At 73.0% G+C, this 25,670-nt stretch carries 21 protein-coding genes; 17 read left to right on the top strand and 4 right to left on the bottom strand.

Annotated elements, in window-relative coordinates:
* Window positions 1–24 precede the first annotated feature (24 nt).
* From ACFS27_RS08665 to ACFS27_RS08600, 14 genes are all read left to right on the top strand, one after another.
* Entirely contained in the window at window positions 25–1,101 is a 1,077-nt protein-coding gene (locus ACFS27_RS08665; protein WP_377181966.1) for a zinc-dependent metalloprotease, read from the top strand.
* A 58-nt stretch (window positions 1,102–1,159) separates the two neighbouring features.
* Window positions 1,160–2,383 carry a tRNA lysidine(34) synthetase gene (locus ACFS27_RS08660; RefSeq protein WP_377181964.1) on the top strand — a complete coding sequence of 408 codons (1,224 nt, stop codon included), beginning with the start codon at window positions 1,160–1,162 and terminating at the stop codon, window positions 2,381–2,383.
* A gap of 3 nt (window positions 2,384–2,386) precedes the next feature.
* Window positions 2,387–2,941 (top strand): hypoxanthine phosphoribosyltransferase, encoded by a 555-nt coding sequence (gene hpt, locus ACFS27_RS08655; protein ID WP_377181962.1) that lies wholly within the window; start codon window positions 2,387–2,389, stop codon window positions 2,939–2,941.
* 184 nt (window positions 2,942–3,125) lie between these two features.
* Window positions 3,126–5,165: an ATP-dependent zinc metalloprotease FtsH gene (gene ftsH / locus ACFS27_RS08650; RefSeq protein ID WP_377181960.1), complete on the top strand. Its 2,040-nt coding sequence runs from the start codon at window positions 3,126–3,128 to the stop codon at window positions 5,163–5,165.
* A gap of 26 nt (window positions 5,166–5,191) precedes the next feature.
* Window positions 5,192–5,815 carry a GTP cyclohydrolase I FolE gene (folE, locus tag ACFS27_RS08645; protein ID WP_377181958.1) on the top strand — a complete coding sequence of 208 codons (624 nt, stop codon included), beginning with the start codon at window positions 5,192–5,194 and terminating at the stop codon, window positions 5,813–5,815.
* An 86-nt stretch (window positions 5,816–5,901) separates the two neighbouring features.
* A complete protein-coding gene (folP, locus tag ACFS27_RS08640; protein WP_377183659.1) occupies window positions 5,902–6,861 on the top strand; it encodes a dihydropteroate synthase in 960 nt (319 codons plus the stop codon).
* On the top strand, window positions 6,858–9,704 hold the full coding sequence (gene folK / locus ACFS27_RS08635) for a 2-amino-4-hydroxy-6-hydroxymethyldihydropteridine diphosphokinase (protein ID WP_377181956.1): 2,847 nt from the start codon (window positions 6,858–6,860) through the stop codon (window positions 9,702–9,704). The genes folP and folK overlap by 4 nt, the downstream gene beginning before the upstream one ends.
* A gap of 1 nt (window position 9,705) precedes the next feature.
* A complete protein-coding gene (locus ACFS27_RS08630; protein WP_377181954.1) occupies window positions 9,706–10,191 on the top strand; it encodes a DUF3180 domain-containing protein in 486 nt (161 codons plus the stop codon).
* A 35-nt stretch (window positions 10,192–10,226) separates the two neighbouring features.
* Window positions 10,227–10,718: a PH domain-containing protein gene (locus ACFS27_RS08625; RefSeq protein WP_377181952.1), complete on the top strand. Its 492-nt coding sequence runs from the start codon at window positions 10,227–10,229 to the stop codon at window positions 10,716–10,718.
* On the top strand, window positions 10,715–12,382 hold the full coding sequence (locus ACFS27_RS08620; protein ID WP_377181950.1) for a PH domain-containing protein: 1,668 nt from the start codon (window positions 10,715–10,717) through the stop codon (window positions 12,380–12,382). Before ACFS27_RS08625 ends, ACFS27_RS08620 begins: the two co-directional genes overlap by 4 nt.
* A 3-nt stretch (window positions 12,383–12,385) precedes the next feature.
* The gene (locus ACFS27_RS08615; protein ID WP_377181948.1) at window positions 12,386–13,360 is read left to right on the top strand and encodes a Rossmann-like and DUF2520 domain-containing protein; all 975 of its coding nucleotides are present in this window, start codon (window positions 12,386–12,388) and stop codon (window positions 13,358–13,360) included.
* A gap of 101 nt (window positions 13,361–13,461) precedes the next feature.
* Entirely contained in the window at window positions 13,462–14,322 is an 861-nt protein-coding gene (panC, locus tag ACFS27_RS08610; RefSeq protein ID WP_377183657.1) for a pantoate--beta-alanine ligase, read from the top strand.
* Window positions 14,323–14,326: 4 nt separating this feature from the next.
* Window positions 14,327–14,833 (top strand): aspartate 1-decarboxylase, encoded by a 507-nt coding sequence (gene panD / locus ACFS27_RS08605; RefSeq protein ID WP_377181946.1) that lies wholly within the window; start codon window positions 14,327–14,329, stop codon window positions 14,831–14,833.
* The gene (locus ACFS27_RS08600; RefSeq protein ID WP_377181944.1) at window positions 14,830–16,536 is read left to right on the top strand and encodes an L-aspartate oxidase; all 1,707 of its coding nucleotides are present in this window, start codon (window positions 14,830–14,832) and stop codon (window positions 16,534–16,536) included. The genes panD and ACFS27_RS08600 overlap by 4 nt, the downstream gene beginning before the upstream one ends.
* A gap of 112 nt (window positions 16,537–16,648) precedes the next feature.
* On the opposite strand, the gene ACFS27_RS08595 is transcribed toward ACFS27_RS08600, so the two are convergent.
* Genes ACFS27_RS08595 through ACFS27_RS08580 form a run of 4 tightly spaced genes read right to left on the bottom strand, consistent with a single transcriptional unit; the run spans window position 16,649 to window position 22,191 of the window.
* Window positions 16,649–18,448: an acetyl/propionyl/methylcrotonyl-CoA carboxylase subunit alpha gene (locus tag ACFS27_RS08595; protein WP_377181942.1), complete on the bottom strand. Its 1,800-nt coding sequence runs from the start codon at window positions 18,446–18,448 to the stop codon at window positions 16,649–16,651.
* Window positions 18,445–20,070 carry a 5-oxoprolinase subunit B/C family protein gene (locus ACFS27_RS08590; RefSeq protein WP_377181940.1) on the bottom strand — a complete coding sequence of 542 codons (1,626 nt, stop codon included), beginning with the start codon at window positions 20,068–20,070 and terminating at the stop codon, window positions 18,445–18,447. The genes ACFS27_RS08595 and ACFS27_RS08590 overlap by 4 nt, the downstream gene beginning before the upstream one ends.
* Entirely contained in the window at window positions 20,070–20,855 is a 786-nt protein-coding gene (locus tag ACFS27_RS08585) for a LamB/YcsF family protein (protein WP_377181936.1), read from the bottom strand. The genes ACFS27_RS08590 and ACFS27_RS08585 overlap by 1 nt, the downstream gene beginning before the upstream one ends.
* Window positions 20,856–20,913: 58 nt before the next feature.
* Window positions 20,914–22,191, bottom strand: a complete 1,278-nt coding sequence (locus ACFS27_RS08580) for an NRAMP family divalent metal transporter (protein WP_377181934.1) — start codon at window positions 22,189–22,191, stop codon at window positions 20,914–20,916.
* Between the two features lie 217 nt (window positions 22,192–22,408).
* Between ACFS27_RS08580 and ACFS27_RS08575 the strand changes: the two genes are divergently transcribed.
* The 3 genes from ACFS27_RS08575 (at window position 22,409) to nadC (ending at window position 25,630) form a co-directional block, all read left to right on the top strand.
* On the top strand, window positions 22,409–23,926 hold the full coding sequence (locus ACFS27_RS08575) for a hypothetical protein (protein ID WP_377181932.1): 1,518 nt from the start codon (window positions 22,409–22,411) through the stop codon (window positions 23,924–23,926).
* Window positions 23,927–24,020: 94 nt separating this feature from the next.
* Window positions 24,021–24,689, top strand: coding sequence for a GntR family transcriptional regulator (locus ACFS27_RS08570; protein ID WP_377181930.1), 669 nt, complete (start codon window positions 24,021–24,023; stop codon window positions 24,687–24,689).
* Window positions 24,686–25,630, top strand: a complete 945-nt coding sequence (gene nadC / locus ACFS27_RS08565; protein ID WP_377181928.1) for a carboxylating nicotinate-nucleotide diphosphorylase — start codon at window positions 24,686–24,688, stop codon at window positions 25,628–25,630. Before ACFS27_RS08570 ends, nadC begins: the two co-directional genes overlap by 4 nt.
* Window positions 25,631–25,670 lie beyond the last annotated feature (40 nt).

Raw genomic sequence — 25,670 nt, 5'->3', positions numbered from 1 at the left:
GGCCGCGACCGTTACCGTGGTCCGGTGACCCAGGCCTCCACCGCCCCGCAGGTCGTCGACTGGTCGGCGGCAGCACAGATCGCCGGGCGCCTCGCCGCGCCCGGGCCGCAAGCGCCCCGGGACGAGCTCGACTCCCTCGTGAGCGGGCTGCGCGGTGCGGCAGGGGACGCCGTCGGGCACGTGCTGGAGACGACGCGCATGGTGCCGCACGACGGCAACATGACACTGAGCCCCGTGGTGGTCGTGGACCGGGCGACCTGGGCACGGGCGAACACGCAGTCGATGGCCGCCATGACCGACGGGATCGGTGCGGTCGTCGCAGAGGTGTCGAAGGGGGCGACCTCCCCCGGCGCCCAGATGGCGGGCGCCGCCGAGATCGGGGCGGTCCTCGCCCTGCTCAGCGGACGGGTGCTGGGCCAGTTCGACCCGTACTCCGGTCCGGGTCGGCTGCTGCTCGTCGCCCCCAACGTGCTGCAGGCGGAGCAGGCGCTGCGCGTCCCGGTCCGGGACTTCCGGCTGTGGGTGTGCCTGCACGAGCAGACGCACGCCCTGCAGTTCGCGGCGGCGCCGTGGCTCTCCGGCCACCTCAGCAGCCGCACGCAGGACCTGATCGCAGGCATGGCCAGGACGTCGGCGGAGCTGGCAAGGGCGCGGTTCGACAAGAAGGTCGTCGCGATCGGGCGGAACGTGCTCGCAACCCTGCGCGGCGAGGGCGCAACGCTCATGGACGGCATGCTCACGTACGAGCAGAAGGCCGAGCTGGCCGACATCACCGCCGTCATGGCCCTCCTCGAGGGTCATGCCGACGTGATGATGGACGCCGTGGGGCCGCGGGTGGTGCCGTCGGTGCGTCGCATCCGCGCCCGGTTCGAGCGCCGTCGCGACGGCGAGGGGCGCAACACGTTCGACGTCGTGGTGCAGAAGCTGCTCGGGATGGAGGCCAAGCTCGCCCAGTACCGCGACGGGGCGGTGTTCGTGCGGGCCGTCGAGCGGGCCGTGGGACGCGACGGGCTCAACGCGGTGTGGGCGGCCCCGGAGAACCTGCCGAGCGCACGGGAGATCGCCGACGCCCGCGCCTGGGTGCGCCGGGTGCACGGATGAGGACGCGGACGGGAGGCTCCGTGCCGCCCTCGCCCCCCGACGGCAAGGACGCCTGACCGTGGCCCGTGTCGACCCAGCCGTCGCCGCGGCCCGGAACGCGGTCCGGGAGGTGCTGACCCGACTGGGCCGGGACGAGCTGGTGCTGGTCGCCTGCTCGGGCGGCGCGGACAGCCTCGCGCTCGCTGCGTCACTGGCGTTCGAGGCCCGGCGGGTGGGTCGCTCGGTCCGGTCGAGGGGCCACGCCGTGCGGGCCGGCGCGGTGGTCGTCGACCACGGGCTGCAGGAGGGCTCCGCCGAGGTCGCCGAGCGGGCGGCCGAGCAGTGCCGTTCGCTGGGCCTCGACCCGGTGGTGGTCCGCCGCGCCGCGGCCCCCGGACCTGGTGCGACAGCCGCCCCTGATGCGGCAGCCGAACGTAGGCCTGGTCGCGGTCTGGGCACCCAGGACGCGACCAGGCCTACGTTCGACGGCGGGGGACCGGAGGCGGCTGCCCGGGATGCCCGCTACGCCGTGCTGGAGGCGGTGGCGACGGAGACCGGTGCGGCGCTGGTGCTGCTCGGGCACACCCTCGACGACCAGGCGGAACAGGTGCTGCTGGGGCTCGCCCGGGGCGCCGGTGCCCGGTCCCTCGCCGGGATGCCGCGCGAGCGGGGGATCTTTCGCCGGCCGTTCCTGGGCCTGCGGCGTGCGCAGACCGAGGCGGTCTGCGCGGCATCGGGCCTGGATTTCTGGACGGACCCGACAAACCTGCTGCCCGACGGCGACGTCGTTGTTACCCGGGCCGGTCAGGGTGCGGCAATGGACCCATCCCCAGGGGGATACACGCCGTTGCGCTCGCAGGTGCGCGGGCGGGTGCTGCCGGTGCTCGAGGGCACGCTCGGCCCCGGGGTCGTCGAGGCCCTGGGGCGCAGCGCGGACCAGCTCCGAGACGATGCGGACCTGCTCGACACCCTCGCGGCGGAGCTGCTGGACCGGGCGAGGACGGCCGACGCCGCCGAGCACACCCTCGACGCCGACGTGCTGGGGCAGGCCCACCCGGCGCTCCGGCGCCGTGCCCTCCGGCTCGCAGCGCTCGCCGTCGGCTGCCGGCCCTCCGACACCACCACGCGACACGTCGACGCCCTGGACGCCCTCGTCGTGTCATGGAGTGGTCAAGGCTCCGTCCACCTACCGGGCGGCGCACGTGCCCGCCGCGCGTGTGGCAGTCTTTTCCTGCGCGCCGCGCCGACCGGTACCTCGGACGGCGGGACCGGTGTCCAGCCCCCCAGCACAACTCAGGAGTAACTCGTGGACCAGTCCGACGTCGGACCCGACCTCGCAGAGATCCTCCTCACCGAGGAGCAGCTCACCAAGAAGCTCGACGAGCTGGCAACCCAGATCGACGCGGACTACGCGGGCAAGGACCTGCTCCTGGTCGGCGTGCTCAAGGGTGCGGTCATGGTCATGGCGGACCTGTCCCGCCGGCTCCACCACCAGGTCCAGATGGACTGGATGGCGGTGTCGTCGTACGGCTCCGGCACCAAGTCCTCCGGCGTCGTCCGCATCCTCAAGGACCTCGACGCGGACCTGACCGGCCGCAACGTCATCATCGTCGAGGACATCATCGACTCGGGCCTCACGCTCTCGTGGCTGGTGTCGAACCTGCGCTCGCGCGGCCCCGAGTCCGTCGAGATCGCGGCCATGCTGCGCAAGCCGGACGCTGCGCAGGCCGACGTCGACGTGAAGTACCTGGGGTACGACATCGCCAACGAGTTCGTGGTCGGCTACGGCCTCGACTACGCGGAGAACTATCGCAACCTGCCGTTCGTTGCCACCCTGGCACCGCACGTCTACGGAGGCTGACTCGTCAGCACCGCTCGACGCCGCGGAATGCCCATCCCGGGCGGTTCGTCACGTCTGGGCGAGGTGTGGCCCAGGCATCACATGCTCTGGGCGAACACTCGGGGCTCCTGTCAGGGAGACCATGTAGTTTCGACGGAAACATACTGCGCGAGCGGAGGGAAACGGGGCTCGGTCCCCGTCGCCGATGAACATCAAGAAGCTTCTGAGTGGGCCTGTCATCTGGATCCTGGTCGCCTTGGTCGTGGTGACGCTGGCCATCTCGGCCCTGAACCAGCCCAATGTCTCGCGAATCGAGACGTCACAGGGAATCGAGCTGCTGAACGGCAGCACAGTCGAGCACGCCCTCATGGTCGACGGCGAGCAGCGGGTCGAGCTCGAGCTCTCCGAGGCGTACTCCGTCACCGAGGGTGAGGGCGACGACGCAGAGGAGGTCGACAAGGGCACGACCGTCGAGTTCTTCTACACGCTGCCCCAGGGCGACCGGGTCGAGGACGCCATCGTGGAGTCCGACCCGGCCGACGGGTTCGACTCGGAGGTGCCGCAGCCCAGCTTCTGGTCCTCCATGCTGTCGGTGCTGATCCCGTTCCTCCTGATCGGTGTCGTGTTCTGGTTCCTGCTGTCGCGGGCCCAGGGCGGCGGCAGCCGTGGCGTCATGGGCTTCGGCAAGTCCAAGGCCAAGCTGGCCACCAAGGACACCCCCCAGGTGACCTTCGCCGACGTCGCAGGCGCCGACGAGGCGGTGGAGGAGCTTCAGGAGATCAAGGAGTTCCTCGCCGAGCCGGCCAAGTTCCAGGCGGTCGGCGCCAAGATCCCGAAGGGCGTGCTGCTGTACGGCCCGCCCGGTACGGGCAAGACGCTGATCGCGCGTGCCGTCGCCGGCGAGGCAGGGGTGCCGTTCTACTCGATCTCCGGCTCCGACTTCGTCGAGATGTTCGTCGGCGTGGGCGCCAGCCGGGTTCGCGACCTGTTCGAGCAGGCCAAGCAGAACTCGCCGGCGATCATCTTCGTGGACGAGATCGACGCCGTAGGCCGGCACCGTGGTGCGGGCATGGGCGGCGGGCACGACGAGCGCGAGCAGACCCTGAACCAGATGCTCGTCGAGATGGACGGCTTCGACGTCAAGACGAACGTCATCCTGATCGCTGCGACCAACCGGCCCGACATCCTCGACCCGGCGCTGCTGCGTCCTGGCCGCTTCGACCGTCAGGTCGCCGTGGAGGCCCCCGACCTCAAGGGCCGGGAGGCGATCCTCAACGTGCACGCGCAGGGCAAGCCGATGGTCCCGGAGGTCGACCTCGAGGCCGTCGCCCGCCGCACGCCCGGCTTCACGGGTGCCGACCTGGCGAACGTGCTCAACGAGGCCGCGCTGCTCACCGCACGCAGCGGTGCTCAGCTCATCGACGACCGCGCCCTGGACGAGGCCATCGACCGCGTGGTGGCCGGTCCGCAGAAGCGCACCCGCGTCATGAACGTCAAGGAGCAGAAGATCACGGCGTACCACGAGGGCGGGCACGCCCTGGTCGCCGCGGCGATGCGCTACACGGACCCCGTGACCAAGGTGACGATCCTGCCGCGCGGACGTGCGCTGGGCTACACCATGGTGATGCCGCTCGAGGACAAGTACTCGACCACGCGCAACGAGCTGCTGGACCAGCTCGCCTACGCGATGGGCGGGCGCGTGGCCGAGGAGATCGTGTTCCACGACCCCACGACCGGCGCATCGAACGACATCGAGAAGGCCTCGGCCATCGCCCGCAAGATGGTCACCGAGTACGGCATGAGCGAGCGGGTCGGCGCCATCAAGCTCGGCACGAGCGGCGGCGAGCCGTTCCTGGGCCGCGACTACGGGCACGAGCGCGACTACTCCGAGTCTGTCGCCGGCACGATCGACGACGAGGTCCGCAAGCTCGTCGAGGCGGCGCACGACGAGGCGTGGGAGGTGCTGACCCAGCACCGCGACGTGCTCGACGAGCTCGTGCTCGGCCTGCTCGACAAGGAGACGCTGAACCAGAAGGAGCTCGCCGAGGTCTTCCGGTCCGTCGAGAAGCGCCCCGCGCGCGACGTCTGGCTGTCCAGCGAGCAGCGCACGGTGCACACGCGCGGCCCGGTGCTCACGGCCAAGGAGCTGGCGGCCCAGAACGGGCACTCCACGGTGCCGCAGGACGAGGCGGTGCTGGACATGGCCCCGCCGTCGGACGCCGCGCCGACCGATACGCCGAACTGAGCAGTGACGAAGACCGGAGCAACACGATGACCGATGGGTCAGTCACCCGCGTGTCGACGCCCGTGCGGCGTGCGGCGGACATTCCGCCGTACGACGCCGCACGGGCCGAGGCGGCGGTGCGCGAGCTTCTCATCGCCGTCGGCGAGGACCCGGGGCGCGAGGGCCTGCGGGAGACTCCGGCCAGGGTGGCTCGGGCCTACCGCGAGATCTTCGCCGGTCTGCGGCAGGAGCCGGAGGACGTGCTGACCACCACCTTCGACCTCGGGCACGAGGAGATGGTGCTGGTCAAGGACATCGAGGTGTACTCGACCTGCGAGCACCACCTGGTGCCGTTCCACGGCGTCGCGCACGTCGGGTACATCCCCAACACGGACGGGCGCATCACGGGGCTGAGCAAGCTGGCCCGCCTGGTCGAGGTCTACGCACGCCGTCCGCAGGTGCAGGAGCGGATGACCACCCAGATCGCGGACTCCCTGGTGGAGATCCTCGAGCCGCGCGGCGTGCTCGTGGTGGTCCAGTGCGAGCACCTGTGCATGTCGATGCGAGGCGTGCGCAAGCCCGGCTCACGGACCATCACCTCCGCGGTGCGCGGCGTCATGCGGGACGGTGCCACGCGGGCCGAGGCGATGAGCCTCATCCTCGGGAAGTGACGGTGGCTCCCACCGTGCGCCATCCCGCCCGGGACGCCCGGGTGCTCGGCCTGCCGGAGCTCTCCGGTGTGGGCCGCACCCTGGTGATGGGGGTCGTGAACGTGACCCCGGACTCGTTCTCGGACGGCGGCGAGTGGTTCGAACCCTCGGCCGCCGTGGCGCACGGGCTGGAGCTGCTCGGCGAGGGCGCGGACATCCTTGACGTGGGCGGGGAGTCGACCCGGCCAGGGTCGGTCCGCGTCCCGCAGGACCAGGAGCTGGCGCGCGTGCTGCCCGTGATCGAGCAGCTCGCGGCACACGGCGCGACCGTGAGCGTCGACACCACGCGCGCGGCGGTCGCAGAGCGGGCCGTGGCCGCGGGAGCTCGCATCGTGAACGACGTCTCGGGTGGCCTCGCCGACCCGGAGATGGGCCGTGCCGTCGCAGAGACGGGCGCCGCGTACGTGGCGATGCACTGGCGGGGGCACGCCGACGTCATGGACCAGCTCCAGACGTACGGCGACGTCGTGGCGGACGTCCGGGACGAGCTCGCGGCCCGCATGGCCGCCCTGCACGACGACGGGGTGCGACCCGAGCAGGTGATCCTCGATCCAGGGCTCGGCTTCGCCAAGGCAGGGGCGCTGAACTGGCCGCTGCTGGCCCACCTCGACGCCCTGCACGAGCTGGGCCGCCCGGTGCTCGTCGGGGCGTCCCGCAAGCGGTTCCTCGGCCACCTGCTGGCGGACTCCGCCGGGCATACGGCGCCGCCGCGGGCCCGCGACGACGCGACAGCCGCGATCTCGGCGCTGTCGGCAGCGGCCGGCGCCTGGTGCGTACGGGTGCACAGCGTCCGGGCCAGCGCCGACGCCGTCAAGGTCGCCGCAGCATGGGCCGCCGCGACCGACCTGCCGCAGGTAGGGTCTTCGGGTACCTCTCCCCAAACCGCACCGGAGCCATTGACTTCCACCGTGGCCTTGACCACAGAATCGTGGACGGCCGGGGAACAGGACATGCCGACCTGGCAGGATTCCGGTGCACGCAATGACGACGGAGGGGGACCACGGTGAGCACAGCGTTCGGAACGGGTGTTTCAGGCCCGGACGGCCGGTCGCTGGACCAGGTCCAGCTGACAGGCGTGAGCGCGCGGGGGTACCACGGTGTGCTGCCGTCGGAGCGACAGGCGGGCCAGGAGTTCCGGGCCGACGTCGTGCTGTACCTGGACACGCGCCCGGCAGCCGCCGGTGACGACCTGGCGCAGACGGTGAGCTACGCGGAGGTCGCGCAGGACGTCCACGACGTGCTGGCCGGCGAGCCCGCCGACCTCGTCGAGACGGTGGCCGAGCGCATCGCCGCGGTGGTGCTCGCCCGGCCGCAGGTCGAGGCGGTGGACGTTCGCGTGCACAAGCCGCAGGCGCCCATCCCGGTGCCGTTCGCCGACGTCGAGGTGGCGATCCGTCGCGACCGTAATCACCTGCCCGTCGTGGCAGCGCCGGCGTCGCCTGCAGGCGCAGCCGACGCCGCGCTCGGGACCGGTTCCGCCGCGGAGGCCTACGACCAGGCTCCGGAGACGTCCGCCGAGGTGCGCGGGTACGAGTCCGCCCCGCAGGACGTCTACCCGGTCAACCCGCCCGTCGACTCGTGGAACGACGGGGACGAGCACACGCGGGGTGGCCTGGAGAGCGCGTCGTTCGCCGCCAAGCCCGAGGAACAGGACTTCGAGCCAGTGGTCCGGCCGGCGCAGGACGAGCCCGCGCAGTTCGAGCCCACGCAGTTCGAGCCGGAGCCGTACCAGCCGGAGCAGACCGAGCAGGCGCAGCTCCGGGCGGAGGCGTTCGAGCCGGAGCCGCTCGTGGACCGGGTGCCGACGCCGGTAGCGCCCGTCGCAGAGCCGGAGCCGGCCCCGGTGCCCGAGCTGATCGCGGCAGAACCGCTCCAGGTGGTTCCCGCCACCTGGGAGCTGCCGCCCGAGGCCTCCGCGCACTCCGAGCGGCACGCAGAGCTCGGCCAGGAGCCCGCGTTCCGGCCGGACGAGCAGTTCCTGCCCGAGCAGGCCTTCGAGCCGGTCCAGCAGTACGAGTCGGTGCAGGGCCTCGACCAGAGGCACGACCAGCCGAACGGCTTCGAGCAGCAGCAGTACGACCAGTTCGCGCAGCAGCCGGAGCAGGCTCAGCACGAGCAGCAGTACGACCAGTTCCCGCAGCCGGGCCAGGTCGAGCAGGCCCAGCGGTTCGAGCGAGCCCAGCCCGGCTACGAGCAGCCGCCGCAGCAGTTCGAGCAGCAGCTCGACCCGCAGCAGAACCAGTACGACCAGCTGTTCGAGCAGGGCGACATGCAGACCACCCAGGTGGCCGCAGCCGTCCCCGACTCCGCCGTCGGCCAGCCAGAGCCGTACGGGCAGGAGGCGTACCAGCCCGACCAGTACCAGGCCGCGCAGCATCAGCCCGACCAGTACCAGCCGGACCAGTACCAGGCCGAGCAGCGCCAGCCGGAGCAGTACCAGGCCGAGCCGCGCGACCGGTTCGACGAGGTCCCGGCGGGATACGTGGACGTGGTCATCGCGATCGGTGCCAACCTCGGCGACCCGCAGGCGACCATGCGTTCGGCGGTCGCGGAGCTGGACCGCATGTCGGGCCTGCAGATCACCGACGTGTCGCCGCTGGCCCGCACTGCCGCCGTCGGCGGTCCCGAGGAGCAGCCCGACTACCTCAATGCCGTGCTGCTCGCGCGCACAACGCTCTCGGCGCGCGGCCTGCTGCACCTCTGCCAGGAGGTCGAGAACGTGCACGGCCGGGTCCGTGAGGAGCACTGGGGCCCGCGCACGCTCGACGTCGACCTGATCACGTACGGCAACCTGACCGATTCCGCCGAGGACCTCGAGGTGCCGCACCCCCGCGCGCACGAGCGGGCGTTCGTCCTGGAGCCGTGGTCGCAGATCGCACCGGACGCGGTGCTGCCAGGCCTCGGCGGCGGCCCGGTCGCGCAGCTCGCGGCCACGGCGCCCGACCGCGCGGGCATCCGGTGGCTCGCGCTCGACTGGCTGACCGACCCGGAGCCGGAGCAGGGCGGTGGGACCACCGCCTCGAACCACCCAGCAGTGCCCGACGACGGCGCGGCCCCAGGCCAGGACGCGCACGCGAGCGAGCTGCCGCCGGCGCTGCCCCCGTCGCTCCCGCCGAGCGGTCGGCCGCAGGCCTTGCCCGGCGGTCCGGTGGTCGAGGTTCCTGGCGGGGGGCACCCGCAGGGCCAGCACAGCGGTCAGGTCGAGCTCGACCGCCAGTCGCAGGGTGGTGTGCCCCAGCAGCAGGAGGCGTACCCCGGCGGCACGCACCCGCAGGGATACTCCAGCGGGCCGGTGCCGGGTGCTGACGGTTCGGCGCAGGTCCCACAGCAGACCGCGCAGGGGTCGTCGCCCCTGCCCGCGCGTGGTGCACGGCCGGCAGGGATGCCTGGCAACGGCTCGGCCGTCCCGCCGCCGGAGGAGGCGCTCGTCCCTGCGCCGATCGCACCACGGGCGGTACGGGACACGGCGCACGAGGCGCCGGCACACGAACCGCTGCCTTCGGCGTCGTCGCAGCCCAAGCCGGTGTTCGCGCCGGTCAACCCGTCGCGCCAGCAGGGCGGCGTGTTCCCGCCCGTGAACGGCGGCGGCCCTCAGGAGCAGGGCGGTCCGGTGTTCGCGCCGGTCAGCACCCCGCCGAACGGCGTGTCGGACCAGGTCCAGAACGGGCAGCCGAACGGTCACGTCAACGGGCAGCCGAACGGCCAGCACGACGCCTACGACAACGACCACACGGTGATCCGGGTCCCGGGCTTCGTCGGGGACCAGCGGACCCCGCCGCCGTCGGACGGTCCGATCGACTCGGTTCCCTCCTGGGTTCCGGTCCGGGACGAGCGGGGGCGCGACGCCTGACATGCGCAGAACGCCGATCGGGTCGCTGATCGCAGTTCTCGTGGCCGTCGCGCTCGTCGGCTGGCTCGTGCTGCGCGCCCTGGAGGCGCGCAGCGTGTACCTGCCGCAGGTGCCCTGGCTGGTCGACCTGGCGATCCTGGCGCTGGCCGGCGCGGTGTTCTGGTCGGGGTGGGCCGTGCGCTCGTACCAGAAGGGCAAACGCCCGTCACTCGACGGGCTCCGGGCCGCTCGGACGCTCGTCCTGGCCAAGGCGGCCGCGCTGACGGGTGCCCTGCTGGGCGGCTGGTACCTGGCCCAGGTCCTGGTCGTGCTGGGCGACCTCACGATCGAGCCGCGGCGCGACCGTGCGATAGCGGCAGGCATCGCGGTGCTGTGCTCGGTGGTGCTCGCCGTCGTCGGCCTGATCGTCGAGAAGTTCTGCGAGCTCCCGCCGTCCGACAAGGACCGCACCAGCTCGGACGAGGGCGAGTCCCCCGCCCCCGCCTGAGACTGCGCTGTCCTGGGCTTGCCCTCTGCGGAACAATGGCCAACATGACCAGCCCCTTCGAACCGCACGATGTGACCTGGAACCGCGTGTCCCCGCGCCTCGTGACGGCCATGTTGGTCCCGGCCGCCATCAGCCTCGGCATCCCGGTGATCGTCGGCGTCGTGCTCGCCGTGACCATCAGCCCCTGGTTCTGGTTCCTCGCCGGTGTTCCCGCCGTCTTCCTGCTGTGGTCGGTCCTCCTGGTCCCGCGCCAGGTCAGGGCCATCGGCTACGCCGAGCGCGACGACGATCTGCTCATTCGCAAGGGGGTCCTGTTCAAGGCGATGGTCGTGGTGCCGTACGGCCGGATGCAGTACGTGGACGTCGAGGCAGGGCCGCTGGACCGCAAGCTGGGACTGGCGAAGGTCCAGCTCCACACGGCGTCCGTGGGTACGGACGCCCAGATTCCCGGCCTGCCGCCGGACGAGGCGGCGCGCCTGCGCGATCGCCTGGCGTCCCGCGGTGAGGCTCGGCTGGCGGGACTGTGAGCACTCCGGAGCACGATCTCGACCGGGGCGGTCCCGGCTCCGCGGCCCAGCGCCCGCAGCCCGATGCCGAGGAGCTCGACTGGCGGCGCGTGCACCCGATCACGCCCCTGGTCCGTGGCTGGGCCGTGGTCGGTGCCGCCATCGTGATCCTTGGCCAGCAGAGCCTCGACGGCGGGCCGCGGGGCGGCCTCGTCGAGCTGATCACCAGCGAGTACTGGTGGACCGTGCTGGCCGCGCTCGCCGCCGTCGCGCTGGTGGGCTGGGGCTACTCGGTGCTGGCCTGGCGCATGACCACCTACGCCATCGGCGAGGAGACCGTGCACCTGCGGCGCGGCATCCTGTTCCGCCAGCAGCGGCACGCCCGCCTGGACCGGCTGCAGTCGGTGGACATCCGGCAGCCGCTCGTCGCCCGGTTCTTCGGGCTGTGCGAGCTCACCCTCGAGACCGCCGGCGGCACCGACTCGGGTGTCGCCATCGGGTTCCTGAAGGGGTCGGACGCCGACGAGCTGCGCGCCGAGCTGCTCGCGCGCGCGGCCGGTCTCAAGGTCGCACGGACCGGCCCTGCCGGCGCCCGTACCCAGCCGGCCCCCGGCACGGTGGCGGCTCCCGTCGGTCCGACGCCGGAGGGCGGGCCGCAGGACGCCGGGCCGCACGACGCCGTCGGACCTCCCGGCACGCCGGGGGTGCCCGGGGTGCCCGGGGTGCCCGGGGTGCCCGGTACCCCTGGTGCCCCGGCGGGCGGGCACGTTCCGGTGGCCGTCGAGGCGCCACAGGTGCCGGTGCTCACCGTGCCGCTGGGGCGGCTGATCGCCTCGGTGGTGCGTTCGGGAGCGATGATCACGCTGGTCCTGTGGGCCCTGGCCGTGGTGGTGGTCATGATCGTCACGGGCGAGTTCGCCGTGATGACCGCGTCCCTGCCGGCGGTGCTGGGGGCGGGCGGGTACCTGTTCGGCCGGCTCACCGGCGAGTTCGACTTCCGGGTGGCGATCTCGCCCGACGGCGTCCGGCTGCGGCACGGCATGCTGGAGACGCGGTCCCAGACCATCCCGCCCGGCCGGGTGCAGGCGGTCCGCCTGGTGCAGAGCGTGCTGTGGCGCGGCCGCGACTGGTGGCGCGTGCAGGTCAACGTCGCAGGCTACGGCGGCGGCGAGAGCGACGACAAGAACAGCGTGCTCCTGCCGGTCGGCACCCGCGAGGAGGCGCTGGCGGTGCTGTCGCTCGTGCTGCCGGACCTCGGCGTCGACGAGCCGCGGCGCATCCTCGACGCGGGACTGGACGGCGACTCCCGGACCGAGAGCGCGTATGTCACGGCACCCCGGCGGACGCGCATACTTGATCCGGTGGCGTGGCGCCGCAACGGGTTCACCGTGACCGGCCGCGCGCTGCTGCTGCGCAGGGGCCGCATGGTGAAGATCCTTGACGTGGTGCCCCACGAGCGGACGCAGTCGCTGGGCCTGAGCCAGGGTCCGTGGCAGCGCCGGCTGGGTGTCGCCTCGTTCCAGGTGCACTCGACCGAGGGCCCGGTGAGTCCGGTGGCTTCGCACCTCGACGCCGCCGACGCCGCGCAGCTCATGGCCGAGCAGGCCACGCGCGCCCGCACCGCACGTGCGGCCGCCGGCCCCGAACGATGGATGGAGAACCAGGGTGACAGACCGGGTGAGTGACCGGTGAGCGCCCCGGACGAGCCAGGCCGCCGGCCCGGCCGGCTGGGCGTCGGCGTGGTCGGCGCGGGACGTGTGGGTGCAGTGCTCGGCAACGCGTTGCGCGCGGCGGGCCACGCCGTCGTCGGCGCGAGCGGTATCTCGGAGGACTCGAGGGAGCGCATCGAGATGCTGCTGCCCGGCGTCCCCAACCTCGAGGTGCCCGAGGTCGTCGAGCGGGCGGAGCTGGTCCTCCTCGCGGTGCCCGACGACGCACTGGGACCCCTGGTCGCCGGTCTCGCCGAGACCGGCGCGTGGCAGTCGGGACAGCTCGCGATCCACACGTCCGGCCGCTACGGGACAGCCGTCCTCGAGCCCGCGCGGCTCGGCGGCGCGATCCCGCTCGCCGTGCATCCCGCCATGACGTTCACCGGGACGTCGCTCGACCTGGCACGCCTGGAGGGCTGCACGTTCGCCGTGACCGCGCCGGCCCCGGTGCAGCCGATCGGCCAGGCGCTCGTGGTCGAGATCGGCGGCGAGCCCGTGATCGTCGACGAGCACCTCCGTGGCCTGTACCACGCTGCGCTCGCGCACGGCGCGAACCACCTGGTGGTGCTCGTCGCGCAGGCCGCGCAGGCGCTGGAGGCGTCGGGCATCGAGGCGCCTGGCCGGGTGCTCGCACCGCTGCTGTCCGCGGCGCTCGAGTCGGCCACCCGCTCGGCGGACGCGCGCGACGGCGTCGGGCCGGGGGCGATCTCCGCGCTCACCGGCCCGGTCTCGCGGGGCGACGTCGGGACGGTGCGCCGTCACCTGACCGAGCTCAGCGCTCTCGCAGCGGCCAGCGGTGCCACCGACGTGCCCGACAGCTACACCGAGCTCGCCCGCGGGGCCACGCGCCGTGCGCTCGCGAGCCACCGCATCGACGACTCCGCCGCACAAGCGCTGCTGGACGCGCTGGACAGCGCGACGGGGGAGTCGCGCGCAGGAAGGAAGACACAGTGACCACCGAGGCCCGCACCCCGCCCGACACCCCGACCGGGGCGGACTCCGCGCGGCGCACGCCGCTCGTCGTCCGCACCCGCTCGGAGCTGCGCGACGCGCAGATGCGCTGGGCCATCGGGGGCCCCCTCGTACAGGCAGGACTCGACGCGGACCCCGGCAAGCGCGCTGTCGTCATGACGATGGGGGCGCTGCACGACGGGCACCTGGAGCTCGTGCGCCGGGCACGTGCGGAGGCGGGACCGAACGGCCAGGTGGTCGTCACCATCTTCGTGAACCCGCTGCAGTTCGGTGCGGGCGAGGACCTCGACACCTACCCACGGGACCTGGACGGCGACGTCGCCAAGCTCGCCGGCGTCGGGGCGGACGTCGTCTTCGCGCCGACTCCCGACGTCGTCTACCCCGATGGCGACCCCGTGGTCCGGGTCGCCGCTGGGCACATCGGCGACGTGCTGGAGGGCGAGCACCGTCCCGGGCACCTGGACGGTGTGCTCACGGTGGTGCTCAAGCTGATGCACCTGGTGCGGCCCGACGTCGCGCTCTTCGGTGAGAAGGATGCCCAGCAGCTGCTGGCCGTGCGCCGCATGGTGCGCGACCTGGAGGTGTCGGTCGAGGTGGTGGGCGTACCGACGGTCCGGGAGGCCGACGGGCTCGCCCTGTCCTCCCGCAACGCCTACCTGTCGGCGGACGAGCGGACGCGTGCCCTGGCCCTGTCCCGCGCGCTGGGGGCGGGGGCCGCGGCCGCCGACAGCGGCGGAGACGGTGTGATCAACGCCGCGCGGCAAGTGCTGGACGAGGCCGACGGCGTCGTGGTCGACTACCTCGCGCTCGTCGATCCGGTGACCGTGGACGCGGTCGCCGACGACTTCTCCGGCCATGCGCTGCTGCTCGTGGCCGCACGGGTGGGTACTACCCGCCTGATCGACAACCAGGCCATCGAGGTCTCGCCCGAGGTCCAGAGGTAGCACCATGAGCTCCACGCCACACCGCCCGCCCGTGGGCCGCCCCGCATCGCTGCAGCGGCCCATGATGATCGCGAAGATCCACCGTGCCACCGTGACGCAGGCGGACCTGCACTACGTCGGTTCGATCACCGTGGACGCCGACCTGCTCGACGCTGCCGACCTCGTGCCGGGCCAGCAGGTCGACGTCGTCGACGTTACCAACGGCGCGCGGCTGACCACCTACGTGATCCCCGGCGAGCCGGGCTCCGGCCAGATCTGCATCAACGGCGCCGCCGCCCACCTGGTCACGCCCGGCGACGTCGTCATCCTGATCGGCTACGGCATGCTCTCGGACCACGACGCGCGGACGTTCCTGCCGAACGTCGTGTTCGTCGACGAGAAGAACCGGATAGTCGAGATCAACGACGAGCCCGGCCACGTGCCGGACGGGTTCGGCCTCAAGGAGAGCGGCCTCGCCATCGAGCCGTTCCAGCAGGCCGGCCTGGTCCGCACGGCGTCGGGCCGCGCGTGAGCGGCACGGCCGGACCAGGGCCGCGTCTCGCTCGTTCCCTCGCAGCCCCCGCGCCAGGCTGGACCGCCGAGGCCGACGCGATCGTCGTCGGCTCAGGGATCGCCGGGCTGACGGCGGCGCTCGAGCTGCGCACGCACGTACCGCGGGTGCTGCTCGTGACCAAGGGGCGGCTCCTGTCCGGCTCGACGGTGTGGGCGCAGGGCGGCATCGCCGCGGCGCTCGACCCGTCCGACTCGCCGGAGGCGCACCTCGCGGACACGCTCGTCGCGGGCGGCGGCCTGTCGGACCCGGAGGCCGTGCAGGTGCTGGTCACCGAGGGCCCTGAGCGGGTGCGCGAGCTCGTGGCGCGCGGGGCGGTCTTCGACAAGGCGGCCGACGGCGACATCGCGCTCACCCGCGAGGGCGGCCATCACGCCGACCGGATCGCGCACGCCGGCGGGGACGCCACGGGCGCGGAGATCTCCAGGGCGCTCGTGGCGCAGATCGAGGCGGTCCGGCACGATCCGGGCATCGAGGTCGTGGAGAACGCCCTGGTGCTGGACGTGCTGACGACGGCACCCCTGGGTGGTCGGGGTGGGTCGAAGGGGAGCGGAGCGCGCGCCTGCGGCGTGACCCTGCACGTGCGGGGTACCGGCACCCGCGACGGCGTGGGCGCCGTCCTCGCACCGGCGGTCGTGCTGGCGACCGGCGGGATCGGGCAGGTGTTCCGGTCGTCGACCAACCCCGCCGGCGCGACCGGCGACGGTATCGCAGCGGCGCTCCGGGCGGGCGCGGTGCTCGGGGACCTGGAGTTCGTGCAGTTCCACCCGACCGTCCTCTGGCTCGGCACGGGTGCCAAGGGACAGGTGCCCCTCATCTCGGAGGCCGTGCGCGGTGAGGGAGCGCTGCTGCTCGACGTCGACGGGCACCGGTTCATGCCGGCCGTGCACGAGATGGCGGAGCTGGCGCCGCGGGACGTCGTCGCGCACGCGATAGTGCGGCAGATGGCGGCCACCGGGGCCGACAACGTGCTGCTCGACGCCCGCCACCTGGGGCGGGAGTTCCTGCGCACCCGATTCCCGACGATCAACCGGCGGCTGCTCGAGGCCGGGATCGACTGGTCGGAGGAGCCGGTGCCCGTTGCGCCCGCCCAGCACTACCACTCGGGTGGCGTGGTGACCGACCTCGACGGGCGATCCTCGGTCGACGGCCTCTACGCGGTCGGTGAGGTCGCCTGCACCGGGGTGCACGGGGCCAACCGGCTCGCGTCCAACTCCCTGCTCGAGGGCATCGTCTTCGCCTCCCGTGCGGCCAGGGACATCGCCGCGCGGTTCGACTCCGGTGAGCTCAGGCCGGGCACGCCTGCCGAGCGCTCCGGAGGGTCCGCGCTGGTCGCGGCCGCCGCCCGGTCGCGGATCCAGAAGGTGACGTCCGCCGGCTCCGGCGTGATCCGGTCGGCGCGCTCGCTGGCCGACGTCGACGAGCGGCTCGGCGCCGTCCGCTCCGACGCGCACCGGACCACCGAGGTGGTGGCCGAGCCCCAGGCCGCCGAGTGGGAGACCACCAACGTGCACCAGGTGGCCCGCATCCTGACCCGCGCTGCCGCCCTGCGGGAGGAGACCCGTGGCGGCCACTACCGCACGGACTTCCCGAGGCCGGACGACGCGTGGAAGCGCCGTGTCCTGGTCTGGCTGGACGACGACGGCTCGCTGCAGGCCCGCTGAGCCTCGCGCCTGAGGGAGTGAGTTCGGTCCGATGGGATGAGATCGGTCAATCAACTGACCGATCTCATCCCATCGGACCGAACTCACCTTTCGTGCTGAGCAAGGGACCGATCTACCGGACCACGTAGCCGATCGGGTCGGCCGTCGTGAGCTGAGCACCCTCCGGCGCCCCGTGCTCCAGCACACCGGCGGCCTCCGCCGCGAGCTGCGACTCCATCTTCATCGCCTCGACGACGGCGACGGGCTGACCGTCGGTCACCGGCTCGCCGTCGGCCACCAGCCAGCGCACCAGGGTGCCGGGCATGGCGGCGAGCAGCGGAACGCGCGCGTCGTCCTCGAGACCCGACGCCGGGGGCGTGCCGTGCGCCGTTGCGGAGCCGGGTCCCGCACCCGCACCCGCACTTGCACCGGCGCCGGAACCCGCGCCCAGCCCGAGCCCCGGTCCGACCAACCCGGTCCCGCCCGGAGCGCGTACCCGGTGCCTCCGCCCGTCGATCTCGACCCACGTCTCCACGACCCCCGGCTCCGCCACGGGCGCCGCCAGCACCTGCGGGTCCAGCGAGGCGAGCAGCTCGGTCTCTATCCACTGGGTGTGGACGGCGAACGAGTCGGCGGAACCCGTGAATGCCGGGTCCGCGAGCACCGCACGGTGGAACGGGAGCACCGTCGGGACCCCCTCCACGACGGTCTCGGCAGCGGCCCGGCGGGCCCGGGCCAGCGCGGCCTCCCGGGTGGCCCCCCACACGACGATCTTGGCGAACAGGGAGTCGAACTCGCCGGGGATCACGGAGCCGGACTCCACCCCGGAGTCGACCCGGACACCGGGGCCGCCGGGCGCGACGAACCGGTCGATGCGGCCGGGGCCCGGGAGGAACCCGCGCGCCGGGTCCTCCGCGTTGAGCCGCAGCTCGACCGCGTGCCCGTGGGGCTCCGGGTCCTCGGTCACGGACAGGGGCAGGCCGCTCGCGACCCTGAGCTGCTCGACCACGAGATCGAGGCCGGTCGTCTCCTCCGTGACGGGATGCTCCACCTGGAGCCGCGTGTTCACCTCGAGGAACGAGCACGTCCCGTCCGCCCCGAGCAGGAACTCGACCGTCCCTGCGCCGCGGTAGCCTGCGGCAGCGCAGAGGTCACGCGCGGACTCGTGGATCCGCTTGCGGACCCCGGGGTCGAGGAACGGCGCGGGTGCCTCCTCGACCAGCTTCTGGTTGCGGCGCTGCAGGGAGCAGTCCCGTGTGCCTGCCACGACCACGTGTCCGTGGTCGTCCGCGATGACCTGCACCTCCACGTGCCGTGGTCGTTCGAGGAAGCGTTCGACGTAGCACTCGCCCCGCCCGAAGGCGGCCTCTGCCTCCCGCCGCGCGGCGTGGAACAGCTCTGGCACCTCCTCGAGGGTCCTGGCCACGCGCATGCCGCGCCCGCCGCCCCCGTGCGCCGCCTTGATAGCCAGCGGCAGGCCGTGCTCCTCCGCGAAGGCGAGCGCTGCGGCGGCGTCGGGCACCGGGCCGTCCGAGCCGGGCACCAGGGGCGCGCCGACCGTCCGCGCCAGGTCGCGCGCGGCGATCTTGTTGCCGAGCAGCTCGATGGTGGCCGACGTCGGCCCCACCCACACGAGCCCCGCCTCCTCGACGGCGCGCGCGGCGGCGGCGCTCTCGGACAGGAAGCCGTACCCGGGGTGGACGGCGTCGGCACCTGACCGGCGGGCGACGTCGAGCAACGTGTCGACCGACAGGTAGGTCTCGGCGGCGGTGCGCCCGTCGAGGGCCCAGGCCTCGTCGGCGAGCCGGACGTGCAGGGCGTCGGCGTCGCCGTCGGCGTACACGGCGACCGAGCGGATCCCCAGGTCGGCGCACGCGCGAGCCACGCGGACCGCTATCTCGCCTCGGTTCGCGACGAGCACGGTGCGGATCATGGGGTGCCTCCTGGGTGGTTCTGGATCGTGAGACGGACGCGCGCGCCGGCGGGCAGCTGTCCGGCGAGCGGCACGTGGTCGGCGACCACTGCCCCGATCACGGGGTAGCCGCCGGTCAGCGGATGGTCGGCGAGGAAGAGGACCGGCAGCCCGTCCGGCGGCACCTGGATGGCGCCGGTGACGCAGCCCTCGCTCGGCAGCTCTGCGCCGCGCCGGTCCGGCACCCTGGTGAGCGGATCGCCGTCCAGGCGCAGCCCGATCCGGTTGGAACGCGGGGTCACCAGCCAGTCCTGGCCGGTCAGGCGCGCGAGGGTCGCGGCGTCGAACCAGTCGTCGCGCGGCCCGAGGACGATGGACAGCTCGGTCACCTCGCCGGGCGCCGGTAGGTCGCCCGACGGCGGGGCCCCGCCCGCCGCCGGGACGCCCCGTCCGGGGACGCCGACGGGCAGCAGGTCGCCGGGCCCGAGCGGGTCGGGCCCCAGCCCGGCCAGCACGTCCGTGGCCCGGCTGCCCAGCACGGGGAGCACGTCGATCCCGCCCCGCACCGCCACGTAGGCGCGCACGCCCCGGGCGGACGGCGCGAGGCGCAGCTCGTCCCCGTCGTCCAGCGCGAACGGCTCGCCCGGCAGCGGACGGCGGTCGGGCCGCGCCGGCGTGGTGGTGCCGGGGGCCGCAGCCGGTTCGGTGCGGGCGCCCGGCCGCACCACGATGTCGCCCGCCGCCCCCGTCACCGCGAGCACCTGCGGTCCGCGGGCGCGCAGCCGCAGTCCGCCCACGGACTCGATCGCCGCGGTACCGGAGGGGTTGCCCGCCGCCCGGTTGGCCGCGCGCAGGCTCGGACGGTCCAGCGCGCCGGACGCCGAGACCCCTGCCCCTTCGGAACCAGGCCGTCCGAGGTCCTGGACCAGCGCCTGGACCCCGGCCCCGACCACCTCGACGCCGCCGCTGCCGTGTCCGACACCGGGGACAGCAGGTCCCGCCGTCTCCGCCGTCTCGCGAAGGCGGACCTTCTCCTGGACCGCCACGAAGCGCACTTGGTCGCCGGGCAGCATCAGGGCCGGCCGCTCGCGCGTCACGTCCCAGACGGGCGCGTCGGTGCGGCCGACGAGCTGCCAGCCGCCGGGGCTCTCCCGCGGATAGATCCCGCTGTAGGGCCCGGCGAGCGCCACCGAACCGGCAGGCACCCTGGTGCGCGGGCTGGCGCGCCGTGGGACCACCAGCTCGGGGTCGTCGCTGGTCAGGTAGGCGAAGCCGGGCGCGAACCCGACGAAGCCGACGGTCCAGGCCGCGCCGGTGTGCCGCCGGACCAGCTCGTCGGCGCTCCAGCCGAGCAGCTCGGCCGCCTCGGCGAGGTCGGCCCCGTCGTACCGGACCCGGATCTCGACGGTGCGCGCTGCGGAGGTGGCGCGGCGTTCCAGCGGCCGCGACCGGAGCTCGGCCGCCAGGTCACCGGCCGTGATCGCCGAGGGACGGAACGGCACGAGCAGCGTCCGTGCTCCGGGTACCGGCACGCCGACGCCGCGCACCGGATCGGTCGTGAGGGACTCGTAGAGCGCGACCGCCTGGTCCAGGTCGTCGAGCTCGACCAGGAGGGTGTCGTCGCGGGCGGTCAGTACCCGCATCACGCTGCCGGGCCGCTGCCCGCCGCCGGCGCGAAGGCCGTGAGCTCGATGCCCTCGGCGTCGAACACCTCGCGGATCCTCCTGGCCATGGCCACGGCGCCGGGGGAGTCGCCGTGCACGCACACGGAGTCGGCCCGCACGGCGACGTCGGACCCGTCCACCGCCGTCACCAGGCCTTCGGTGACGAGGCGGAGCATCCGGTGGGCGACGTCGTCGGCGTCGTGCAGCACGGATCCGGGCTCACGCCGGGAGACGAGTCGGCCCTCCGGCGTGTAGGCGCGGTCAGCGAACGCCTCCGTTGCGGTGACGAGGCCGGCCGCCGACGCTGCGGCGAGGGCAGCGCTGCCGGGCAGCCCGAGGAGCACGAGCCCCGGGTCGACCGCAGCGACGGCGGACGCCACGGCCTTGGCGACCCGCTCGTCCACCGCCGCCGTGTTGTACAGCGCACCGTGCGGCTTCACGTAGGTGACCGTCGCACCCTCGGCGTCGGCCAGGCCGCGGAGCGCGCCGATCTGGTAGGCGACGTCGGCCTCGAGCTCGTCGTCCGGCACGTCCATGTTGCGCCGGCCGAAACCGGCCAGGTCGCGGTAGCCGACGTGCGCGCCGATGGTGACGCCGTGCGCGACGGCGGACCGCACGGTGCGGCGGATGGACGCCGGGTCCCCTGCGTGGAAGCCGCAGGCGACGTTGGCGCTGGAGACGATGCCGAGCATCTGCTCGTCGTCGCCGAGGGTCCAGCGGCCGAAGCCCTCGCCGAGGTCGCTGTTCAGATCGACGGCGCTCATGGTGTGTTCCTTACGGGTGTGTCGGGTTCGGTGTGACGGGGGTTTTCCGAGCCGGGGCTCAGGCGGACAGCAGGTCGAAGATCGGGCCCACCGCATTGACCGCCATGTACCAGGTGACCACGGTGGCCAGGGTGCCGACCACCAGGAGCCACCGCGGGTACCGGGCGCCGCCGAGGAGCGAGCTGCGGAACCAGCCGATGTACATGAACAGGGTCAGCCCGATGGGCAGGATGAGCCCGTTCACGCCGCCCACGAACACGAGCAGGGTGGCAGGCGCGGTGCCGATCGCCAGGTAGACCGCCAGCGAGACCACGATGAAGCCGACGGTCCAGAGGTCGGCCGTGCGTCCGGTGATCCGCGCGGAGAAGACCGGAAGGAACGAGACCGAGGTGTAGGCGGCGCCGATGACGCTGGTGATCGCCGCGATCCAGAAGACGGCGCCGAAGATGCGCAGGCCCGTCTCGCCCGCCGCCGCGCCGAACGCGTCGCCGGCGGGGTTGCCCGTCACGTCGAGCACGACGCCGGAGGCGACGACCCCGAGGATGGCCAGGAACAAGACGTACCGCATGATGCCGGTGACGATGATCCCGCTGACCGCCGCCCGGTTGACCTCGCGGATGTTCTCAGGCCCCGCGGTGCCCGAGTCGAGGAGCTTGTGCGCGCCCGCGTAGGTGATGTACCCGCCGACGGTGCCACCAACGATGGTGGTGATCGTGGCGAAGTCGATGGTGTCAGGCAGCACGGTCTGCTTGAGCGCGTCGCCGACGGGCGGGCCCGACATGATCATGACGATCACGGTGAGCGTGATCATCACCAGCCCGGCGACGATCACCACCCGGTCGACGACGGCTCCCGCCCGCTTGGCCAGGAAGATGGCGATGGCGATGGCGGCGCTGATCGCACCACCGATCCGGGGATCAAGGCCGAAGAGGGCATTCATGCCCAGGCCGGCGCCCGCCGTGTTGCCGATGTTGAAGACCAGGCCGCCGAGGACGATCAGCACGGCCAGGACGTACCCGCTGCCCGGCAGGGCGTCGTTGGCCAGCACGCTCGCGCGCTTGCCGGTCAGGGTGATCATGCGCCACACGTTCATCTGGACCGCCAGGTCCAGGAGGATCGACACCAGGATGCCGAACGCGAAAGCTGCTCCGAGCTGCTGGGTGAACGTGGCGGTCTGCGTGATGAAGCCGGGTCCGATGGCGGAGGTCGCCATGAGGAAGAGGGCGCCCAGGAGAGACCGGCTGCGTGCGGAAGCGAACCGCTTGACCCGGGCGGCAGGGGCGCCGGGTGGTGGCGCTGCCTGTGGGGCGGTGGGCTCGTGGCTCGTGTCGGACATTGCGTCCTCCTCGTCGTCGGGGTGAGCCGGATTGTTCAACAGTCAGGATGGTCCTCGTCGGATGTTTCCGCCGCATTGCAGAACATTGTCGATCATGACACGGCTCAGGCGCTGGGGCCCAGCCCGGGACACGAGATGTTTACCTGCCCAGGTCTGTCGGATTGTTCAACGAACCCCTACGGTCGTGACGACCCACTACTGAGGGGAAACAGACCACATGTCGACACCACGTACCGCTGCCGGAGTGCGAGCAGGCGCCGTCGCCCTCGCGCTCTGTGCCACCACCGCGCTCGCCGCACCGGGGGCCGCACAGGCCACGCCCGGCCCGGGCCCGGACTGCCTCGACCCGAGCATCCCGTTGTCGGTCGAGGAGAACCGGCTGGCCGCCTACCTGCCCGACGCCGCCGATCCGACGGTCCCGGCCGACCGGACCTACGCCCGGACGATCATCGAGGACGGCGGGTTCGGCGGCTACACGTCGGCCCTGACGGCGGCGCTCTGCCGCACGCGTTCGCTCGACGGCGCGACGGCACTGGCCGAGCGCAAGGGCGAGGCCCTGTGGGACGCCGCGGTCCGCAGGGCGCAGGCCAAGGGCACGGTCCGCGGCGACCTGCCCGCCAGCGACGACCGCCCGCTGTACTGGACCAGGGTCGAGGCCATGTCGGTGCTGCGCCAGTGGGCACCGGAAGGCGGGCTCACCGATGCCGAGCGCGCCGAGCTGGTCGAGACGTTCGACAAGGCGGCACGCGGGATGTTCGACATCGACCTGCCGCGCGGCGACGACGTCGTGCGCGTGATCGTCAGCGGGTTCGACGTCTACACGCTCGACGGCGGCACCACCGGCGCCGCGCCGGGCACGGTCGGCAACAACATCCGGCACGGCAACCCGTCGGGCGCCACTGCCCTCGCCCTGGACGGCACCCGCTACCGCACCGACGACGGCAAGGTCGCCCACGTCGAGGCGTACACGCTGCCCGTGAGCTACCCGGAGTTCGAGCGCGGCTATCTCGAGGACACCGTCGGCCCGTTCATGGAGCCCGGCCCCCGCCAGGTCGACGCATCCCTCACCGTGAGCCAGGCCGGCGGGTCGCAGTTCAACCTGGAGCAGTGGAACGCGCGGTACCACGGCACCTTCCCCGGCAACGACAACGGCGCGCCGTGCCGGACCGTCGGCGGGGTGCCGCAGCTTGCCGTCGACAACCCGGCGTGCAACATCCAGGTCGTCGACCGCTGGGGCGGCGGGGACGGGCTCACGGACCCGCCGCAGTGGACCGACGCCAGCCTGCCGATCGCGGAGATGATCGCCGCGGACACGGGCGCCGACGTTCCACGCCCGCCGGGGGACACCTGGCCCGACGAGTCGGTGGCCTTCGGCGTGGTCTGGAACACCAGCTACACGCAGTTCCCGGACTGCACGTCACCGGAGCTGGAGCGGTTCAACAGCCCGCCGCCCGTCACGTACCCGCCGTCCACCCCGCCGGTCCCGCCGGCCGAGGACTCCTGCTCGTACAGCGGGGGAGGGGGCAACTACCTGTCGAACGAGAGCGCCTACCGCAACACGCTGCTGCGTGACCGGGCGGGCCTCGACATCCCCGCCGGGCACATCCACACCCCGGACATGCAGCACTTCGAGACCGACTTCGCGGTGAGCGACGCGACGTTCGACGCGTGGCGCACCTCGATCGTGGCCCAGTCCCGCAACCTGGTCCACGCCGTCCTGGACACCACCGACTGACCTTCTTGGTTGTGGGCGCGATCATTGCGCCTATAACGGACGCGTAGTCGCAACAATCGCGCCCACAACCAAGCCCCGTCCGTAGGATGGTTCAGTGACCACCGACCGGGCCGAGCGGAGCGCGGACGCCATCCGCGAGCTCATCGTCACCGGACGCCTGACCCCGGGACAGCGGCTCTCGGAGCAGTCGGTGAGCGAGTCGCTCGACGTGTCCCGCAACACGCTCCGCGAGGCCTTCCGGATCCTGGTCCACGAGGGACTCCTGGTCCGGCGCCCCAACGCGGGTGTCGCCGTGTCGAGACCGACCCTTGCCGACGTCGTCGACATCTACCGGCTGCGGCGTCTCATCGAGGTGCCGGTGCTCGCGGCCGGGAACCCGGCGCACCCGGGGGCCCGCACCATGCGGGACGCCGTCGACTCCGCCCTCGCCGCCCGGCTCGGCGGCGACTGGCGCGACATCGCCGCAGCGAACATGCGGTTCCACTCGGGGATCGTTGCGCTGGCCGGCAGCCCACGCCTCGACCGCGTGCACGCGAACCTCTCCGCCGAGCTGCGCCTGTCGTTCGGCCTGCTGGGCGAGAACGAGAGCTTCTTCGACGGCTTCGTGGACCGGAACGCCGGCCTGCTGCGCCGGTTCCTGGCCGGCGACGCCGACGGCGCCGCCGCCGACCTGAACCGGTACCTCACCGACTCGGAGCGCATGCTCCAGGCCATCGTGGACGGCCCAGAGGCACCGAGCGATGCGACTACGGTGAGTCAGTGAGCACTCTCCCCGTCTTCGCCACCCCCTCGACGGTCACCCCAGGGCTCGACGCCGCCTGGGTGGCCCGCACCGTCGAGGTCGCCCTCGACGAGGACCTTGGCCCCGCGCCGGGACGCGACGTGACCTCGCAGGCCACCATCCCGCCGTCGGACACCGGGGCTGCCGAGCTCGTGGCGCGGGAGGACGGCGTCATCGCGGGACTCGTGGTGGTGGGGGAGGTCCTGGACCAGGTGGCGACCCGCCTGGACCTTCCGCGGCCGAACGTCACCTTCCACGCGCAGGACGGCGACGCGGTCACCGCAGGCCAGGTCCTGGCAACCCTGGAGGGCCGCACCCTGGTGCTGCTCGTCGCGGAGCGGACCCTGCTCAACCTGGCGAGCCGCGCCTCGGGCGTCGCCACCGTGACGCGCGCCTTCGCCGGCGAGCTGGCAGGCACAGGGGCGCAGGTGCTCGACACCCGTAAGACGACTCCGGGCCTGCGCGCGCTGCAGAAGTACGCGGTACGCGCCGGCGGCGGCACGAACAAGCGCATGGGCCTGTACGACGTCGCCATGGTCAAGGACAACCACGTGGTCGCCGCCGGCTCGGTCGCCGCAGCGGTCCGCGCCGTGCGGGAGCGGTTCCCTGACGTGCCGGTCCAGGTCGAGGCCGACACCACCGCCCAGGCGCTGGAGGCCCTGGCGTCCGGCGCGGACTTCCTGCTCCTCGACAACATGGACCCCGACCGCCTCGCGGAGACGGTGGCCGCCGTCCGCGAGCGGGAAGGGCACGACGGCGTCCCCGCACACGTCCTGCTCGAGGCGACCGGCAACCTGACGCTCGACAAGGCGCGGAAGGTCGCGGGCACGGGCGTCGACTTCCTGTCGGTGGGCGCCCTCACCCACAGCGCCGGAATCCTGGACCTGGCCCTGGACCTCCGTCCCGGCACCCAGGCTCGCTGAGTGCTGGGTATTCGCGCCTCAGGTGTGGCCAATCGGGCGA

Origin of the sequence: Promicromonospora vindobonensis, assembly GCF_042685865.1 — a bacterium.
In the GTDB taxonomy this organism is placed as follows: domain Bacteria; phylum Actinomycetota; class Actinomycetes; order Actinomycetales; family Cellulomonadaceae; genus Promicromonospora; species Promicromonospora vindobonensis.
The sequence above is the reverse complement of the archived record's forward strand: the minus strand, read 5'-3'. Positions and strand labels throughout refer to the sequence as shown.